At 40.5% G+C, this 19,323-nt stretch carries 12 protein-coding genes; 6 read left to right on the plus strand and 6 right to left on the minus strand.

From position 1 onward, the window contains the following. The coding region (locus HWE15_RS06865; RefSeq protein ID WP_290506773.1) for a MopE-related protein at positions 1 to 3,050 on the plus strand (3,050 nt) is incomplete at its 5' end. A 74-nt stretch (positions 3,051 to 3,124) separates the two neighbouring features. On the opposite strand, the gene HWE15_RS06870 is transcribed toward HWE15_RS06865, so the two are convergent. From HWE15_RS06870 to HWE15_RS06885, 4 genes are all read right to left on the minus strand, one after another. Continuing rightward, entirely contained in the window at positions 3,125 to 3,727 is a 603-nt protein-coding gene (locus HWE15_RS06870) for a hypothetical protein (RefSeq protein WP_290506774.1), read from the minus strand. A gap of 21 nt (positions 3,728 to 3,748) precedes the next feature. Further along, complete coding sequence (locus tag HWE15_RS06875) at positions 3,749 to 6,055, minus strand: TonB-dependent receptor (RefSeq protein WP_290506775.1); 2,307 nt, start codon at positions 6,053 to 6,055, stop codon at positions 3,749 to 3,751. A 97-nt stretch (positions 6,056 to 6,152) separates the two neighbouring features. Continuing rightward, positions 6,153 to 7,034 carry a PfkB family carbohydrate kinase gene (locus HWE15_RS06880; protein WP_290506776.1) on the minus strand — a complete coding sequence of 294 codons (882 nt, stop codon included), beginning with the start codon at positions 7,032 to 7,034 and terminating at the stop codon, positions 6,153 to 6,155. Beyond that, positions 7,024 to 8,370 carry a sugar porter family MFS transporter gene (locus tag HWE15_RS06885; protein WP_290506777.1) on the minus strand — a complete coding sequence of 449 codons (1,347 nt, stop codon included), beginning with the start codon at positions 8,368 to 8,370 and terminating at the stop codon, positions 7,024 to 7,026. The genes HWE15_RS06880 and HWE15_RS06885 overlap by 11 nt, the downstream gene beginning before the upstream one ends. 338 nt (positions 8,371 to 8,708) lie before the next feature. On the opposite strand from HWE15_RS06885, the gene HWE15_RS06890 reads away from it, so the two are divergent. Genes HWE15_RS06890 through HWE15_RS06910 form a run of 5 tightly spaced genes read left to right on the plus strand, consistent with a single transcriptional unit; the run spans position 8,709 to position 16,617 of the window. Then, positions 8,709 to 12,086 carry a methylmalonyl-CoA mutase family protein gene (locus HWE15_RS06890; protein ID WP_290506778.1) on the plus strand — a complete coding sequence of 1,126 codons (3,378 nt, stop codon included), beginning with the start codon at positions 8,709 to 8,711 and terminating at the stop codon, positions 12,084 to 12,086. An 18-nt stretch (positions 12,087 to 12,104) separates the two neighbouring features. Then, complete coding sequence (locus tag HWE15_RS06895) at positions 12,105 to 12,524, plus strand: OsmC family protein (protein WP_290506779.1); 420 nt, start codon at positions 12,105 to 12,107, stop codon at positions 12,522 to 12,524. Further along, entirely contained in the window at positions 12,521 to 12,760 is a 240-nt protein-coding gene (locus HWE15_RS06900) for a hypothetical protein (protein WP_290506780.1), read from the plus strand. Before HWE15_RS06895 ends, HWE15_RS06900 begins: the two co-directional genes overlap by 4 nt. Before the next feature lie 21 nt (positions 12,761 to 12,781). Further along, positions 12,782 to 13,789 carry a PDC sensor domain-containing protein gene (locus HWE15_RS06905; protein WP_290506781.1) on the plus strand — a complete coding sequence of 336 codons (1,008 nt, stop codon included), beginning with the start codon at positions 12,782 to 12,784 and terminating at the stop codon, positions 13,787 to 13,789. After that, positions 13,786 to 16,617, plus strand: coding sequence for a PAS domain-containing hybrid sensor histidine kinase/response regulator (locus tag HWE15_RS06910; RefSeq protein WP_290506782.1), 2,832 nt, complete (start codon positions 13,786 to 13,788; stop codon positions 16,615 to 16,617). Before HWE15_RS06905 ends, HWE15_RS06910 begins: the two co-directional genes overlap by 4 nt. Before the next feature lie 52 nt (positions 16,618 to 16,669). Here HWE15_RS06910 and HWE15_RS06915 read toward each other — a convergent pair whose 3' ends face one another. Together HWE15_RS06915 and HWE15_RS06920 are read right to left on the minus strand one after the other, a co-directional pair. Next, a complete protein-coding gene (locus HWE15_RS06915; protein ID WP_290506783.1) occupies positions 16,670 to 17,980 on the minus strand; it encodes a dihydrolipoamide acetyltransferase family protein in 1,311 nt (436 codons plus the stop codon). 86 nt (positions 17,981 to 18,066) lie between these two features. Further along, positions 18,067 to 19,323, minus strand: coding sequence for a competence/damage-inducible protein A (locus HWE15_RS06920; protein WP_290506784.1), 1,257 nt, complete (start codon positions 19,321 to 19,323; stop codon positions 18,067 to 18,069).

A 19,323-nucleotide genomic window follows, 5' to 3' on the forward strand; every position in this document is an offset into this window, starting at 1 on the left:
AGACTACGGTTACCTATACCGCTAGGGATATCCATGGCAATACGGAAACTGCGAGCTTCACGGTGACTGTTACGGACAACGAGCTTCCTGTCATCACATGTCCAAATAATATAAGCTCAACCGTTGAGTTTGGTCAGACTGGAAAAGTGATTACTTACGACTTACCTGTTGCAACAGACAACTGTGGAGTTCCAACTGTGGAATTGATCAGTGGCTTAGAAAGCGGACAAGTTTTCCCTTTAGGAATTACTATGGTGACTTATAGAGCAACGGATGCTGCTGGAAATACTGCTGAGTGTAGCTTTACTGTGACAATTACTGAAAGTGAGGATAATGAAGATCCTGTGATCAATGATTGTCCTTCTGATATTACTATTTCAAATGACTCCGGCAATTGTGCAGCGGTTGTTAATTGGATAGCACCAATAGCTACAGACAATAGTGGCTCAGTATCGTTGATAAGTAATTATGAACCAGGTTCAATATTCCCTGTGGGAACGACTCAGGTGATTTACACAGCAACTGATGGGTCTGGTAATCAGTTTACTTGTAGCTTCAACGTAATAGTAACTGACAACGAATTGCCAATTGTTCTAACTCAAGATCTGGAATTCAGTATTGACGCAGAGGATATAATTACAGTGGACCCATTAGATGTTGATAATGGTTCGTCTGATAACTGTGGAATTGAAAGTTATGCCTTGAGCAAAACAACGTTTACTTCTGGGGATGAAGGAGTGAATGCTGTTACCTTGACGGTTACTGACATTCATGGAAATCAAACTTCTGCTTCTGCTTTTGTTACAATTATTCTCAATTCGGTAGATCCTGGAGATATAGATTCAGATAATGATGGGTTTACTCCGAATCAAGGGGATTGTGACGATACAGATGCAACAGTTTATCCTAATGCTCCTGAGTTATGTGACGGTAAGGACAACAACTGTGACGGAACTGTTGACGAAGGGGTTCAAACCGCTTATTATATCGATGTTGACGGTGATGGTTACGGAGATGTAAATGCTCAGGCGGTATTTGCCTGCGAGGCTCCTGTGGGCTATGTGGTCGATAATACAGATTGCGACGATTCAGATGCGACAGTTTATCCGGGAGCACCAGAAGTATGTGACGGTAAGGACAACAACTGCGACGGAAGTATCGATGAGGGTGTACAAACCGCATTCTACATCGATGGAGATGGAGACGGTTATGGAGACGTAAATGCTCAGGCGATATTTGCCTGTGAAGCTCCTGCAGGCTATGTGACGGATAATTCGGATTGTGACGATTCAGATGCAACAGTTTATCCGGGAGCACCGGAAGTCTGCGACGGTAAGGACAACAATTGCGATGGCAGTATCGATGAGGGTGTTCAAACCGCTTACTACTTCGATGGAGATGGAGATGGTTACGGAGATGTAAATGCCCAACCAGCATATTTCTGTCTTGCACCAAATGGTTATGTCGATAATAATTTGGATTGTGATGATAAGGATGCAAATAAAAACCCTGGTTACCCTGAGTCTTGTACCGAGAATCCATGTGGAGAAAGTTCTGTGATAAGTAGTATTACTGGACCGCTTGATCCTATTCAGGTAAATACTCCTATTCAAGTAGATGCCTCGGTTCCTAGCGAAATCCTAGCAGCGAAATGGGTTTGGGATAATGGAGATGAAACTATTCTTGAAGCTCCATTTGAAAATCTTTCAGCGGAATATACATACACCCAAGCAGGTGTTTATCAAATCCAGTTGATCGTGGTTGATGTTTGCGGAAACGAGTGGATTGGTTTAACAGACCTTGCGGTAATCTTTGATCCAAACGGTGGGTTTATTACTGGCGGGGGCTGGATATGGTCTCCAAAAGGAGCTTACATTGAGAATGTGGATCTAGAAGGTCGAGCTAATTTTGGATTTGTCGCCAAATATAGAAAAGGTAGTAACCGAGTAGACGGAAATACCGAATTCCAGTTTAAGAATGGTGATTTGAACTTCAATAGTTCTTCCCATGAAGATATGTCGCTAGTCATCGCTGGGGCGAAGGGTATCTACAAAGGAACAGGAAAGATAAATGGAGAAGAGGGCTACTCCTTTATGGTGTCTGCCATTGATGGCGCTTTGAAAGAATCCACTGAGTCTGATAAATTCAGAATCAAGATTTGGGATACTGAAAGTGGAAGAACTGTTTACGATAATCAGTCCGGTAGTTCAGACTTTGCAGATGCAACGACTGAAATTTCGGGTGGTAATATTGTGATCCACATGCCTCAAAAAGGTAAGAACAAATCCATCGACTCCAATTCCTTGGTAACCGTAGATTGGAATACGCCTTTTGAAGAACTGAAGACATATTCTTGGTCTTTGGATACAGGAGATGAATTGCTTGAACTGGAAGTGGATTGGAATGAAGCGATGTATGATCCTTTGACTCCTGGTTTGCAGCCTATTGAAGGTCAATTGAAAGAATCGATATACACCTCCAGACTACAGAACAGCAAAGTGGTTATGAATGTCTTGGTGAAGGACAAGCCGATGCCATTGGATATTTTAATAAGCAATGACTTAATCGGAAAGGATGATCTAGAAGGAACAATGATCGGAATTCTGTCTACTCAAGATCCGGTTGATTCTATCCATACCTATTCTATGGAACCAAACCCTGATTTTGAGTTGGATGGAGACAAGGTCATCTGGAAAGGAAGCAAGAATATGAATGCTGCCTATTCAATTAGAATAAACAGTATAGACCGGGCTGGTCAGATTATCTCTAGGGATATCAAGATTAGAAGAGAGTTTGGTGCCAATGAGGTCAGTCTTTATCCTAACCCTGCCTATGAAGAAACGAATCTGAAGGTTGATTTGTCCAGAGCAGATCAGGTGACGATTCGTGTTTATGATGCTGCAGGAAGGTTGGTAATGGAGGATAGTGAATTTGTAGAAAAATCCTTAGCTAGAAAGCTTGACTTGAAAGGATTGAGTCCTGGCATGTACCAAGTTCAAGTTCAAATTGGGTTTGAAGTAGTTATGAAGCGATTGATAAAAAATCAATAGAAAGGCCCATTGACTTAGAAACAAAAAATGCCAGCCCTTCTTTTGGGCTGGCATTTTTGTATTTTTTTAAAAGATTAATTCAAGACTAATGGGAAGGTGATATCTAAATCAGTTTCTCCTCCAGCTTGTACAAAGTTTTCGAAGGTAGGATTGTCAGCACCAGGGAAATTTTTATCCAAATCGTGACGCAAGATTACACGCATTTGGGCATTGTTGAAGGAAGGATTTGCAGCTACTGTTACAATTCCTCTGACACCAATCAATTCTCCTGACTCATCATCATATACATAAGTTAGTGGAGCGGAAGAACCAGAGAAAGCAGAACCTAAGAAGAAGAACTGATGCTCGTCAGCTTCTTCAATAATTTCCTCCGTTATGTCTTCATTTTCAATACTGTTGAAAACTTCGATTTCCATTTGGTATGTTTTTCCTGCTGTTATATTCACAGTTTCTACGGTTGGAGCTCCTCCAACCTCAATGCCTTCAGGGTCAGAAGCATCAAAGGAAAAAGTAAGCCCGACAGGATTACCAGCGGCATCCAATTCGGTAAACAAGAGTGTGACATCAGTGATTACTTCTCCCTCATTTTCTTGAATTGGATCTTCACTTTCACAAGATGCAAAAGCAAAAGTTCCTGCTGCCATTAAATAGATAGGTAGTTTTCGTAGGTTTTTCATAATTGTTTGATAAATAAATTGTTAGAATTGATAGTTGATTTTTATTAAAACATTTCTTCCCATATCCGCAGTGAAATAACGGAATCGGTTCATGTATTCTTTGTATTCGGTATTGAAAAGGTTTTGCACCTGAAAACCAATATTCAATCTGTTGCCTTGGAAAGGAACTTGATATCGGTAGGCAAAATTGAACAAGGCATAGGCCGGTGGGGCAGGAGCCAAATCAAAGGACGGTTCCCTTTTTTGACGGGCCACCAAAATATTTGAAAGAGAGAAATTGTGGTTTTTGGATTCGTTGCCTAGTTGATATTGAAGTCCCCAATCCATTCGATCTGAAGGAATGAAAGGGAAAAACTCATCAGTATCAGTATTTCTAGCTCGGATGATTGAACCTTTAGCGTATGCTTGTAGAGAATTGCTGATTTCATAGCTTCCCGAAAAATCAAAGCCCCAGAAGAAAGCATTGGCTTGCAAGTATTCGTAAACATTGAATGTGCCACGTAAACTCACAAATGTTTCTCCGGTAGGATTCAAATAAATGTAATCACGGATCTGATTTGCATACAGGGTGATTTCTCCGGTAGATTTTTTTCCTTCAAACTCCAATGAATTCACCCATTTCAGGGATTTCTCCGAATTCAAATCGGAATCTCCAATTTCTACTGCCGCTGCCCCATGATGAAGTCCCTGAGAGAACAATTCATTGACATTGGGAGGTCTCCAAGCTGAACCTAAGTTGGATCGGAAGGAAACCGTTGGGCTGATTTGATAATAGGTTCCAAAAAATGCGGTAACATTATTGTAGCTCAAATCCGCTTCCTCTAGTTCATTTCCTATATATCTGGCTGTATTTACGGAGCGATAATCGTATCGCAATCCACCCTCCAATTCCAAAGGTCCTTTAGAATACTTTTCCATGACATAGAGGCCAGCATTGATCATGTCATAGTTGGGGATCAATGGCGTAACGCCTGTTCCTGGGACATTTGAGTTGGCTTGCTGAATGACATTGATTCCCCACGTACCGCTGAGTGCATTTTCATGGGTATGGTCCACGAAAAGATCTAGGGTATTTGTAAACAGTTCTAAGTCTAAACTGGCCCGACTATTCAAATCACCTCTTCTTCGGTCATATTCCTGACGCTGATTTAGCTGAAAGCCATATTGAATATTTGCTTTCCATCGGTTATTGAGGTGGTAATGGGCTTTTAATTTGGCAAGGTGATGGCTTACGATCTGTTTAGGATTGGCGATTTCATAGGTGAAATCTGCATTGGTAAAAGGACGTCCGTTTTCAATAATTTCCTCCAAATCCGATAAATTACCAGTGTGGGCATCCCGTAGAATCCCCAATTCAGTATTGAAAAAGCTATAGTAAAGCTCTGTTCCAATTTTGGAGCTGGTATAATTTAAAGCTCCCGAGAAATTCAGTTCACTCATTCCTGTATTTCCTTGGAAGTATTCTGGGGAGCGGACGTTTCCTCCTCGTTTGGCCGAACCCTGAACTCGATATCCTAGACCAGCTATTTTTTCAAACCCACTCGCATGGGAAAGGGAAATGTTTCCGGTTCTTCCATTGGTGCCTCCAACTAGATAGAGATCCGTTTGGTGATTTTTTCCTGTTGGAATTTCTCCAGGATTGACCAAAATAACCCCACCCATCGCTTCTGGCCCAAAACGAACGGTTTCTGCTCCTTTGATAACCGTAATTTCATTTGCTAAGAATGGGTCGATTTCAGGGGCATGCTCGGCGCCCCACTGCTGTCCTTCCAATCGGATTCCATTATTAAGAATCATAATTCGATTGGAGTGCAGACCATGAATGACCGGTTTTGCAATGCTATTTCCTGTAGAAAATGTGGTAACGCCTGCGATTCTTTTTAAGCTTTCTCCCAGGTTTTCACCTCTAGCTTCCAAAAGTCTTTCTCCATAAAGGGCGGATACAGCGGTGGTGGTTTGTACTGCATCTCGATGACCATGCACTTCAACGCTTCCCAAATCAGTGGCTTCTTCCTCCATTCGGAATGTCTTGTTGAAGGAGCTCGTCGTGAGACTGATTTTTTCTACAATTTCCTGATGACCCAAAAATTGAATTTTCAACGTGTATTCACCGGGGCAGAGGTTTCTAAATTGAAAATTTCCCGAATTGTCTGTGATCGTTCCTTCTTTTGTTTCCTCGAGCCAAACGTATGCTCCTGGGATAGTCTCATTATTCTCTAAATGAATTACTTTCCCACGAATAATTAATTTACAATCCTGCCCATTAGCCAAAAACACAGGGCTAAGCAGGAGGAATAGACTAAAAACAGAGACCAACAATTGTTTCACGGCTCAAAAATAGTGGGCTTTCTATCTTTAAACCAGAAAAAATGAAACAAAGTTGCATAAATGGATAAATGGTTGAATTCCTAGAAATTCGGAATGATTACTTTTTCTTTTTTAGCAAATCCAAATCTGAAAGTTGATACTGTGGCGAACCACCTTGTTGAGAAGCGACATAGGCGCCGACTTTACAGGCGAAATCCAAAGTTTCTGAGATGGGGTGGTTTTCAAGGTAACTTTTAACAAACCCACTTAAAAAAGCATCACCGGCACCGATGGTATCGGCAACTTTTACGGAATATCCAGGGTGGGAAATAAATTGGCCCTCTTGATAAATTAAAGCTCCTTTGGATCCTAAAGTGATGCAAATAGTCTCCACAGGAAAATGTTTATCTAAAAATTCGCATAGGGCTTCAGCCGTCGGATCAACATTAAAATAATCCCCAAAAGCGATCAGTTCGTCTTCATTTATTTTAAGGATTTCTGTATAGCCCAAGAGGGTTTCAATGACTTCAAAATCATAATAAGGGGGACGTAGATTGGCGTCGAATACCCTTAGTTCAGTGTGATGCAATAATTCTAAGAGTGTTTGCAAACTTTGATGATTTCGTACACCTAGCGTCCCAAAAACAAGGGCATCGCAGGATTTAGCGGCTTCAGTAAGCTTGTTTGTATTTTCTATAAAATCCCATGCAACGGGAGAAATAATCGTGTATTTGACGTTTTCTTTATCTCGATTGTCCACCAAAACCCTTGAGGTTTCGTGCTGATTGATTTGAATTAACTCATCCGAGGCGCCAAAGCTTCGGAAATGTTCAAGTAGCTTTTCCCCTAGGACGTCTTGACCCACTGCGGAAATCAATTGACTTTCAAAGCCCATAATGTGAAGATGCAAGGCAACGTTCATACTAGCTCCACCGGGAACATCACCTTCAGGAAGGCAGTCCCACAACATTTCACCGAAAACAAGTACTTTATTTAGCATAATTTTGATGTAAGTCTTTTTGAATTTCTTCCAAGGATCGGCCTTTTGTTTCGGGCATTTTGAAGCGAACCCAGAGTAACTGGATAAACATCATTAGTCCGAAGAATGAAAAGATGTAACCTGGACCGAAGGAATTTGCGAAAAATGGAAAAACATTGGCAATTAAAGCTGCCATAATCCAATGGGTAAAGGATCCTATTGACTGTCCGTATGCCCTAAGTTCATTGGGGAACATTTCTGAAATAAACACCCAAATAACGGAGCCTTGACCGATGGCATGCGAAAGTATAAATCCAAACACAAATATCGGAAGCCAAAAGGTAGGGATGCCAGGGCCAAGGAAATTATAAGCCATCAAACTCAATGAAATAATATAGCCGAAAGAGCCAATGTACATTAATACTTTTCGCCCAAGTTTATCGATCAAATAAAGTCCTAGGAAGGTGCCAAACAAATTGATTAGACCTATCCCAATGGTAGAAATCAAGGCAGATTCAGTTGAGATGCCTGCCATTTCAAAAATTCGAGGAGCAAAATAAATGATGGCATTGATGCCCGAAACTTGGTTGAAAAAAGCAATTAGGATGGCTAAGAAGGTACTGGAGAGATATTTTTTATTGAAAAGTACCCCAAAACTTCCTTTGGATTTTACTTGGTTCTCTTCTTCAATGGCAAGCCGGATAGATTCTTCCACACCTTCTGGATCTGTTCGGGTCAAGATTGCTCTCGCTTCCTCCTGATTATTGTATTTTGAAATTAACCAACGCGGACTTTCCGGGATTCTGAAAATCATAATGCTGTATATCAAAGCCGGAATGGCCTCGACCCCAAGCATCCATCTCCAGTCTTCAGGCAAATCGGCTGTGCCAATTAGAAAATTCGATACATAGGCGATTACAATACCAAAAACAATGTTGAATTGATAAAGTGCTACTAAGAGACCTCGGTTTTTGGCTGGAGCGATTTCGGAAATATACATGGGAGCAACTACTGAGGATGCACCTACTCCCAATCCTCCTATGAATCGAAACAAGGTAAAGCTTTCAATATTCCACGCGAAAGCAGAACCTAGGGCGGATATAAAATAGAAAAGGCCAATCCAGAGCAAAGACTTTTTTCGGCCGAATCGATCCGCCGGAATTCCCCCCAGCAAGGCGCCAATGACTGTTCCATACAGGGCAGAGGCGATGGCCAAGCCGTGTGTCCAATCGTCCAACTTCCATACGTCTTGAATGGCGCGTTCTGCTCCCGAAATTACCGCAGTATCAAAGCCAAATAAAAATCCACCCAAGGCAGCAGTGATGGAAATGAAAAAGACATAACGGCCAGTAGACATGTTCGAGAAGGTTCTTTTTTCTTTAATTCAGGGAATTTAGATCCTGAAATTTTCAATTTTGAATATGCGAAGTTTTTCCTTTTTTGAGTGTTTATTTTTTAAAAAATTAAATTTTAGAAATAATCTTTCGAATGAGTAAAGTTTTTTGATCGTTTAATTCTAAAAGTAGAAACGATTTAAAAATCATTTTTTTCAATAATAATCAAAATTTTATTTTGCTATTGATGGAAATTTACAGAAAGGAACTTTATAAAATTCCTATATTCGCACACATGATAAATGGCCTGTTCTAATCATTTTTGATGGCAGGGAGTTTTGATTAATATAAACCCAAATCCATGACGCAGGAAACAACCATCTACAAACCGCAAAATCATATTCGAATCGTCACTGCCGCTTCTCTATTCGACGGGCATGATGCTGCTATCAATATTATGAGAAGGATCATCCAGTCCACAGGCTGCGAGGTGATCCATTTGGGGCATAATCGATCCGTGCAAGAGATCGTCGACTGTGCTATTCAAGAGGATGTTCAGGCGATTGCAATTACCTCCTATCAGGGTGGTCACCTGGAATTTTTTAAGTATATGTATGATTTGCTTCATGAAAAAGGAGCAGGTCACATCAAGATTTTCGGCGGGGGAGGAGGAACTATCCTTCCGGAGGAGATCAAAGAATTACATGCATACGGAATTAGTCGAATTTATTCTCCAGACGATGGCCGTGCGATGGGTTTGCAGGGAATGATCAATGATTTGGTCGAAAAATGTGATTTTCCAGTCGGCGATGATGTTTCCGATGATGTTGAATTTGATACTTCCAACAAAAGAACCCTTGCCCGTATTATTTCTGCTTTTGAAAATTTCCCTGAAAAATCAGCTTCCCTTTTAGATCAGATTCGGGTAAAAAGTAAAGCAAGCAAAACCCCTGTTTTAGGTATTACTGGAACGGGTGGTGCAGGTAAATCTTCATTGGTAGATGAATTGGTACGTCGGTTTTTGATGGATTTTGAGGATAAGACGCTTGCAATTATTTCAGTAGATCCTTCCAAAAGAAAAACAGGTGGAGCTTTATTGGGAGATCGGATCCGTATGAATTCCATAAATCACCCACGTGTATTTATGCGTTCCCTGGCTACCCGCCAGTCCAATTTGGCACTTTCCCGCTATGTACAGGATGCCGTTGATACGGTAAAAGCTGCGGGTTTTGATTTGGTAATTTTAGAGACATCCGGTATCGGTCAATCTGATACAGAGATCATCGAACATTCAGATCTTTCGCTTTATGTAATGACCCCTGAATACGGGGCCGCTTCTCAGTTGGAAAAGATTGATATGTTGGATTTTGCGGATGTCATTGCGCTAAACAAATTTGATAAACGTGGTGCTTTGGACGCAATCCGGGATGTAAAGAAGCAATACAAGCGTAATCATAATCTATGGGATGCCAAAGATGAGGAAATTCCTGTTTTTGGTACGATTGCCTCTCAATTCAATGATCCGGGAATGAATCAGCTTTACAGGACTTTGATCGAACGAATAGGGGATAAGTACGGTGACTTTAAAAGTGGTTTTGAATTAACAGGAGGTCATTCGGAAAAAATATACATCATTCCTCCGGCCCGTACGCGCTATTTAAGTGAAATCACAGAAACTAACCGGAATTATGACGCTTGGGTTGAAGAGCAAAAGGAAATTGCCCAACAACTTTTTTCCATCAAGAAATCAATTGAGACCATTGAAAGGGCTCAATTAGAAGATAAAGATCGGTTGGTAAAGGAACTTCAAGAAGTTTATGCGCAAGTTGAGCTTAACCTCGATCCGAAGAATAAAAAATGGTTGGAAGAATGGCCTGAAGAAGCAGCGCGCTATACTGAGGATTTTTACGTTTTTAAAGTCCGTGATAAGGAAATCAAAGTTAAGACCTATCATAATTCTTTAGCAGATTCCCGTATTCCAAAAGTGGCTTTACCAAAGTATGAAGCTTGGGGTGAGCTATTGAAATGGGGATTGCGGGAGAATGTACCTGGGAAATTTCCGTATACAGCAGGGGTATTTCCTTTCAAAAGAGAAGGCGAAGATCCTACCCGAATGTTTGCAGGAGAAGGTGGACCTGAGCGTACCAACAAGCGTTTCCATTATGTATCGAAAGACATGCCTGCTAAGCGACTTTCGACAGCTTTTGACTCGGTAACCTTGTATGGGGAAGATCCGGATTACAGACCTGATATCTATGGTAAGATTGGAAACTCCGGCGTCAATGTCTGCTGCTTGGATGATGCAAAAAAATTGTACTCCGGCTTCAACTTGGTGAACCCCATGACTTCCGTTTCCATGACGATCAATGGGCCTGCAGCCACCATGACCGCTTTCTTTATGAATGCGGCTATCGATCAGCAATGTGAATTGTACATCAAAGCCAATGGCTTGGAAAAAGAAGTCGATCAAAAGATTGATTCCATTTACAAAGGGAAAGGAATTGCCCGTCCAAGGTACAATGCAACTGTCCCGGAAGGAAATGATGGTTTAGGCTTGATGTTGTTAGGAGTAAGTGGGGATCAGGTTTTGCCGAAGGATGTTTATGAAAAAATCAAAGCGGATACTATTTCCAAAGTAAGAGGAACTGTTCAGGCAGATATCTTGAAGGAAGATCAAGCCCAAAATACTTGTATTTTCTCCACCGAGTTTTCGCTTCGGTTGATGGGAGATGTGCAGCAGTATTTCATCGATCACAAAATCCGCAATTTCTATTCGGTCTCTATTTCTGGTTATCATATAGCGGAAGCGGGTGCCAACCCGATCACGCAATTGGCTTTGACGCTTTCAAATGGATTCACCTATGTGGAATATTATGTTTCCCGTGGGATGAATGTCAATGATTTTGCACCAAACCTTTCTTTCTTTTTCTCGAATGGGATTGATCCGGAATATGCGGTAATTGGACGAGTGGCAAGAAGGATTTGGGCGAAAGCCATGAAGTTGAAATATGGTGCCAATGAACGATCCCAGATGTTGAAATACCATATTCAGACCTCTGGACGCTCCTTGCATGCGCAGGAAATTGACTTCAACGATATCCGAACCACCTTGCAGGCTTTGTATGCGATTTACGATAACTGTAACTCTTTGCATACCAATGCTTACGATGAAGCGATCACGACACCAACAGAGGCTTCTGTTCGAAGAGCCATGGCTATTCAGTTGATCATTAACAAAGAGTTGGGATTAGCGAAAAATGAAAATCCGCTTCAAGGCTCTTTCATCATAGAAGAACTGACTGACTTGGTGGAAGAGGCAGTATACCTGGAATTCGACCGAATCACCGAACGCGGTGGCGTTTTGGGTGCGATGGAAACCATGTATCAACGAGGAAAGATTCAGGAAGAAAGCATGCATTACGAAATGCTGAAGCATACGGGAGAATATCCAATCATTGGAGTCAATACCTTCCTTTCTTCTGAAGGATCACCGACGATTGTTCCGGGGGAAGTTATTCGAGCTACACAAGAAGAAAAGGAAAATCAAATTCAGACCCTTCAAAATCTTCATGAACACTATGAAGGAAAAGCCGAAGAGCAATTGCAACTTTTGAAGAAGGCAGCTATTTCAAATCAAAATGTATTTGAGCGTTTGATGGAGGCTACAAAATATTGTTCTTTGGGACAGATTACTCAAGCCCTATACCAAGTAGGAGGGCAATATAGAAGAAACATGTAATTCAATTATTCTAAAATAATGGCACATACCCGACATGTAACCGTCCGCATGAAAGCGGATTTTGAATACGAAGCTGTAAACCAACAAGGGAACACCGTTCAGATTGATATGTATGACGCTCCGGAGAAAAAAGCACAATCTCCCATGGACTTGCTTTTAAGTTCCTTGGGTGGCTGCGCTTCCGTTGACGCCGTATTGATGATGAAGAAAAAGCGAAAAGAAGTGGTGGATTTTTATGTGGAGATTACAGGAGATCGAAACGAAGGGATTCCCTCTTTTTACACCGATATTCATTTACATTTTGTATTGGTTTCTCCTGATGCCAAAGAAGAGGAATTTGCCAAAGTAGTAGCTCTGTCTGTTGATAAATATTGCTCTGTAGCCTCTTCTTTGAAATCACGGATTTCATATAGTGCCACTGTGAAAAGAGTGCTATGAGAGTAGTCAAAGAATGGAGCCAAGATGATATCCGGATCAGTATTTTTTCTTGGAACAATAAGTACCTGATCAAATTCGAATTGGGACCCATGGAGCAAACCTTCAAGATCAATGAGCTTGATGTGCTATCCGAGGATGATTTGGAAGTCTTTTATAAGGGAGAGTTTTTTGATGGAGTAAAGCTCCGCTTTGAAGAAATGGGAAAAACCTTGCGTAAGCAACTAGAAAATCTTTAATTTTCCTGAAAGGATCAGGAAATGCACAGATTAATCTATCTTTTTAGCTCACTTTTTTTACTAATATCCTGTACCAACTCAGAAGAAAAACAGTATCAAGAGGATAAGGTACTTCTTCAAGAAATGGTCGGAAATCTTGAAGAGCAAGCAGCTATTCTGACGAGGGAAATAATTGTACTCGCAGATTTTATGGACTCCTTGGTTCAAAACAAGGAGGTTATTCTCGCAAAAAACCTACCCGACCGATATCAAATGGATGGGCCTTTTTCATCCATTTCATCTTTGGGAGATTCAACAAAAAGCACGGTAATTCTGCTAAATTCTACCAATGATTATCAGGCAGGGTTGGATGAAATTCGCTTAACAAACTCTATGGACAGTGTTTTTGCGGCTGTGTTCAAAAAATATGGAAATGTTGCTCAAATTTACTTTAACACTTCCAACCAAGTTTCTCGAGTATATCCTTCCTATGATGTAGTAAATATTGTTGACCCCAATTTAGATGTAAGGGAATTTAATTTTTTCTATGAGGCTGATGAGGAGCATAATCCAGAAAAAGGTCCAGTTTGGATTTCTGACCCCTATGTAGATCCTGCAGGAAAAGGTTGGATTTTATCTTTGGTTCATCCCGTATATGATGGGGATAGATTATTTGCAGTGATTGGGATTGATGTGACAGTAGATGAGATCATCCAAAATTTCTTCGATAATTATGAGGGCAGTTTTTTGATTGTAAATCAGAAGGGCGAAATCGTAGCGGGGACTTCTTCTGCAATTGAATCCCTTAGTATGCCTCCTCTCAAAAATCATGTCTACCGCGAGACTATCCAAGCGGATTATTTCCGGATTTCCGATTTTAACTTATTCAACAGTAAAAGTATTGAGGTTCGTAAAATGGGCTCTCAATTTTTGATTGAAGGAAAAGATCGATTTTCATTTGAAAACGAGCCGTATCTCCAAAATGCAGTTTGTAAGCGTTTTAGTGGTATCGAATGGGTCATGATCAAAATTAACCCTCTTGTGAAATGAAACTCCAATTTCCCAAATTCGGTGAGTTTTGGATCAATTTTTTGATTGGGTCTTTGCTCGTTTTATTGATTCTTGTTTTGGGATTATCCTTTTTCAATGCGATTTACAATACTCAAATTGATTCCCGTAGAGAGTTTTTGAGCAAACAGTCTGAACTGGCGGCTCGAGGATTGGAAATGGAAATAAGACGTTTTGAGGAGGAATCCCGCGGTTTGATCGGCTATCTAGAAGACCCCGGACACGAGTTAGATGATTATGATGAAGAATTTACTTCAGCAGCTCGAAGACTTTTTAATGCTTTTCCGAGTCTGATTGATTCGGCCTGGGTCGATATGCAGGATTCGGTCTTAACATTCACTTTTAATGAGCGAAATGACTTTTTCAGAAAAGCGATTGATTCGGGCTTTCCTGAGTCCAGTACCAAAAAATATTCTACGCTTGTAATCGGTAGAAAAGGATTTCGGATTTTGTATTCCTTGAATTTTCTAGAATATGCCAAAGCCTTTTCTGAAAATTATTACCTAAATCCAACAGGCGCAAAATTCCTTCTTTTTGATGGGGCACTTTTTGCTTTGAATAGAAGTCAAATCCAACTTCCCGATGATGCTTTTCAGCGTGTGAAAAATGATTTGAATTTAGGTCTAAAAGGTATTTATGATATTACATGGACCACCAACGGAGAGGAATTTTCAGGTGTTATATCCCATTATCCCTTCCGTTTTAATATTTCCAATAAAACTGGCGCTTTTGTTTTTGTAATCCCTGTTGAAAGTCTTTCCTCGGGTATTTACCGAACCTATTTTTTCCTCTTTTTAGGATTTATGCTCTTATTGGTAGGTACCATAGGATTCTTTGTGGTGTCACTTAAAAATAGCCTTGATTTTCAGCGTATCCAAGGAGAGAATATCAAAGAGATTCAGGGACTTTTTCAACAGCAGAATTTATTGCTTCAGGAATTGAGAGGCTTTGTGTATTTCCATAATCATCGGGGAGAAATCATTCGGGTCAGTGAAGAGGTAGAGGAAGTTTTGGGATATAATCAGGATGAATTTGTTGAGGCCTTTCAACTCAATTCGACCCATGAAGAGGCGAATCGAGTGCGAGGAATTGTCTTGGATAAAATAGACCATAAGTATGATTTCATGGACTTGGAATATGATTTTATTCGAAAAGACAATCGAAAGATCAGAGTCCGGATTTTTCAAAAATTTGTTTATGATTCAGAAGGAAAGTTTCAAGGCGGAATTGGAATTTGTACTGATATCACAGAGCAATATCAATCCCAGGTGAAACTGCAGGAGAGTGAGAATAGGTTACGAAATCTTATAAAGAGTATCCCGGACATCATTTTTATCTATGATAATGAAGGAACTGTTCTGGATTTCCATGTACCGGAAGGAGGAAAGGAATTACCTGATTTGGGGTATACGCTTGGGAAAAACATCACCGAATTAGTCTCAGAAAGCCAGGTAGAGGAAGTTAAATTGGCTTTCGAAAATGCGCGAAAGACGAAAACCATCCATTCTGTTGAACTTCACTTTGAGGAGTCAGGGCAGGAGATTTTTCTTGAAAACCGGTATTTCCCGATCGATGAAAATCAGGTGATTTCAATTTCAAGAGATATTACGGGACAAAAAATTTGGGAAAAGGGTTTGATGGAGGCCATTGCTTCTGCTGATAAAGCAAATAAGGCGAAATCCGAATTTTTGGCAAATATGAGCCATGAAATACGGACTCCAATGAATGGCTTACTGGGGATCATTGACTTATTGGAGCAAACACGCTTGGATAAAATCCAAAAACAATATGTGGATATCATTAAGAATAGCGGAAATACTCTCCTTGGCATCATTAAAGACATTTTAGACTACTCCAAAATTGAAGCGGGAAAAATTGAAATTTTAAATGAAGTCTTTAAGCCTTTTGAGGAACTCGAAAATCAATGTAAAATCTTTTTGGGTCTAGCTTCCAAAAAAAATATCCACTTCTCATTCAAAAAAGGAGATGATGATCCGGAGTTGGTAGAAGGGGATAAAGTTAAAATCAATCAGGTTTTTCTCAATTTGGTCGGTAATGCTATGAAGTTTACCCCCGAAGGAGGAAATGTTAAGGTGGAGGTGAGTTTTGATCCTATAAGTGAAGATGCTGGATTTTTAGTTTGTAGTGTTGAAGATGATGGGATTGGTATTTCTAAAGATCATTTACTGCATTTGAGTGATCCTTTTTACCAAATTGATAGCTCTAAGACCAGAAGTCATCAGGGTACAGGGCTTGGTTTGGCAATTGCGAAAAAGTTAATTGAGTTAATGGGAGGGGAGTTTGAGGTGACAAGTGAACTTGGAAAGGGATCCAGATTTGAATTCTCTGTTTTAGTGAAAAAAGTGTTACCCTCCGAAATTCGGAATGATCAATCTGAAAAAAGCTGGGCTAAAATCCGAAATGAATCTGGAAAATATCCTTTTAAGGTATTGTTAACAGAGGATAATGATTTGAATTTGCAATTGATGGGGATGATGCTGGATCAGTTGGGTTTTACTTACGAAGTTGCCCAAAATGGAGAGGAAGCCGTTGAAAAAGTGAAAAATGGAAATTTTGATATTGTGTTGATGGATGTGCAAATGCCGGTAATGAACGGATTAGAGGCTACTCGCGCAATTCGGAAAATGGAAATTTCAAAACAACCCGTAATTATAGGCTTGTCTGCCAATGTTTTTGATGATGATAAATTAGCTGCAATTGAATCAGGAATGGACGATTATCTCACAAAGCCAATCCGTTTGGGAGTTTTAGCAGAGCGGATGGAATATCATTTTCAAAAAATCAAATAGCGTGGTGAAAAGACTCATAAAAAAAATGCCTCGAAATTTTCGAGGCATTTTTTTAGAAGGTTGAGTTCATATCAAAAGCTTCTAGATAGTCTGCTACTCTTCGAACAAACATTCCTCCAAGCGATCCGTCTACAACCCGGTGGTCATAGGAGTGGGATAGGAACATTTTATGACGGATTGCAATGACATCACCGGTAGGAGTCTCTACGACAGCTGGTTTTTTGACAATCGCACCTACAGCCATAATGGCAACTTGTGGTTGAGGAATAATTGGTGTCCCCATGACATTCCCAAAGGATCCCACATTAGAAACCGTATAAGTACCTCCGGATAAATCGTCAGCATTTAATTTATTGGTACGAGCTCGGTTAGCCAGGTCATTCACTTGCTTTGAAATACCCACAAGATTTAACTGATCCGCATTTTTAATAATCGGTACAATCAGATTTCCTGAAGGCAAAGCCACTGCCATTCCGATATTAATATTCTTCTTTTTGATAATTCGGTCTCCATCGACAGAAATATTGATCATTGGAAAATCCCGGATCGCTTTAGCTACCGCTTCAATAAAGAATGGAGTATAGGTGATCGGTTCACCATATTTTTCTTTGTAGGCATTCTTATTCTTTTCTCTCCACAGAACAATATTGGTCATGTCTGCTTCCACAAATGAAGTCACATGAGGAGAGATTCGTTTCGAATCCACCATTCGCTGCGCAATCATCTTTCGCATGCGATCCATCTCAATGATTTCATCTGTTGCCGAAATACTAACTTGAACTTTTGGTTCAGAAATAGATGGAGCTGCTTGTGATTTTCCTTGCGTGCTAGTCGATGGAGCAGATGTTCTGTTTTTCAGGTAGGAAAGCATATCCTGCTTGGTAACCCTACCATCTTTTCCTGTACCCGGAATTTTGGATAGTTCTGCAGCGCTAATTCCTTCTTCTTTGGCGATGCTTCGAACTAGTGGGGAATAAAATCTACCATCCTCAGTCGTAACACTCTCTACTGGTTCAGGTTGTTGCAAAATCGTATCTGTATTGGCAGGGGCGGCTGCTACAAGTTCCTCTTTCTGATCAACAGTTTCCGGAACCGAAGGTGATTCAGTTTCTGCTACTTCTCCTGAAGTTTCGATAATCGCAATTGGTGCTCCTACTGCAACTACATCTCCTTCTTTTACCAAGATTTTTTTCAATATTCCTCCATGTGTTGCCGGAACCTCGGTGTCCACCTTATCGGTAGCCACTTCCAATACGGACTCATCTTGCTCAATGGCGTCGCCCTCGTTTTTTAACCAAGTCAGAATTGTACCCTCTATGATACTTTCACCCATCTTGGGCATGAGCATTTCTACACTAGCCATTCTTTATTTGATATTTAATTGGGTTTATATTCAAGTTTTAAAATTAAATTTTAAATATGATCCATCAAAACCGATGGTATAAAATTTTATTTGTCATATTTCTCAATACAAATCCTTAAAAGATTTAAAACAGCAACCCCGGTTAATTGAATATTTAATAGTCTATCCTGAGTCAGCTGGAGTTTTTTTGTTTCTATAAAACCCTCACCTGCACAGGCAATCCATACCGTACCTACGGGTTTTTCTGCTGTTCCGCCATCAGGACCTGCAATTCCACTACTTGCCAATCCAAAATCTGCACCAAATAATTGCCGCACTCCTTTGCTCATTTCTTGAACAGTTTCCTCACTCACGGCTCCCTTGGATTCCAATGTTTCCTTTTTTACTCTAAGGATTTTTTGTTTGAATTCATTGTGATAAGGCACGACAGCTCCTTGTAAGTAGTCGCTGCTTCCCGGGACGGTTGTCACCAAATGGGTGATATAGCCTCCCGAGCAGCTTTCTGCCAAAGCTAAGGTTTTCCTATTTTCTCTCAAAAGTTTGCCAATCGCAGTTTCAAGAGTTTCATTGTTATACCCGTAGACATACTTTTGAATTTTGGGGAGTACCAATTGAATTTGATTATCAACTTCAGCCTCAATGCTTTTAAATTCAGTTCCAAATCCTGTCAACCGTAATTTTACATGTCCCAAAGAGGGTAAATAGGCGAGTTTGATATTTTCTGGCAGGGCATTTTCCCAATCATTAATCAAGTCAGCCAACCAGCTTTCACCAATTCCAGCTGTTTTAATGACTTTGTGGAAAATAATGGGTAGTTCAAAAATTTCAGGGAGTTTTGGAATGACAAAATCCCGCATCAATTTTTTCATTTCGTGTGGAACACCAGGCATGGACATCCAATAGGTCTCTCCCCGCTCAAACCACATTCCAGGGGCTGTGCCTACCTCATTGGGTACATATTGGCAGCAGGATGGAAGATGACCCTGAAGGATATTCAAGGGGGTCATTTCGCGACCTCTCCGTTTGAAAAATTCAGTAATCGCTGCCACCGCTTCCGGGACTTCCTGTATTGGACAGTTAAAGTATTCTGCTAGAAGGGGTTTTGTCAAATCATCTTGAGTTGGACCTAAGCCGCCGGTAATCAGAACAAGATCGGCTCTTTTTTCGGCTTCTGAAAAAGCAGTTAGAATATCCTCTCTTTTGTCACCAACGGTTGTTTTTCGAACTACTTTAACGCCAACCAAATCCAATTCCTGAGAGATCCAATGGCTATTGGTATCCATGATTTGACCATAGAGAAGTTCATCTCCTATGGCAATGATTTCGGCTTTGACCAGTTTCAT

Origin of the sequence: Algoriphagus sp., from assembly GCF_013373065.1 — a bacterium.
Lineage (GTDB): Bacteria > Bacteroidota > Bacteroidia > Cytophagales > Cyclobacteriaceae > Algoriphagus.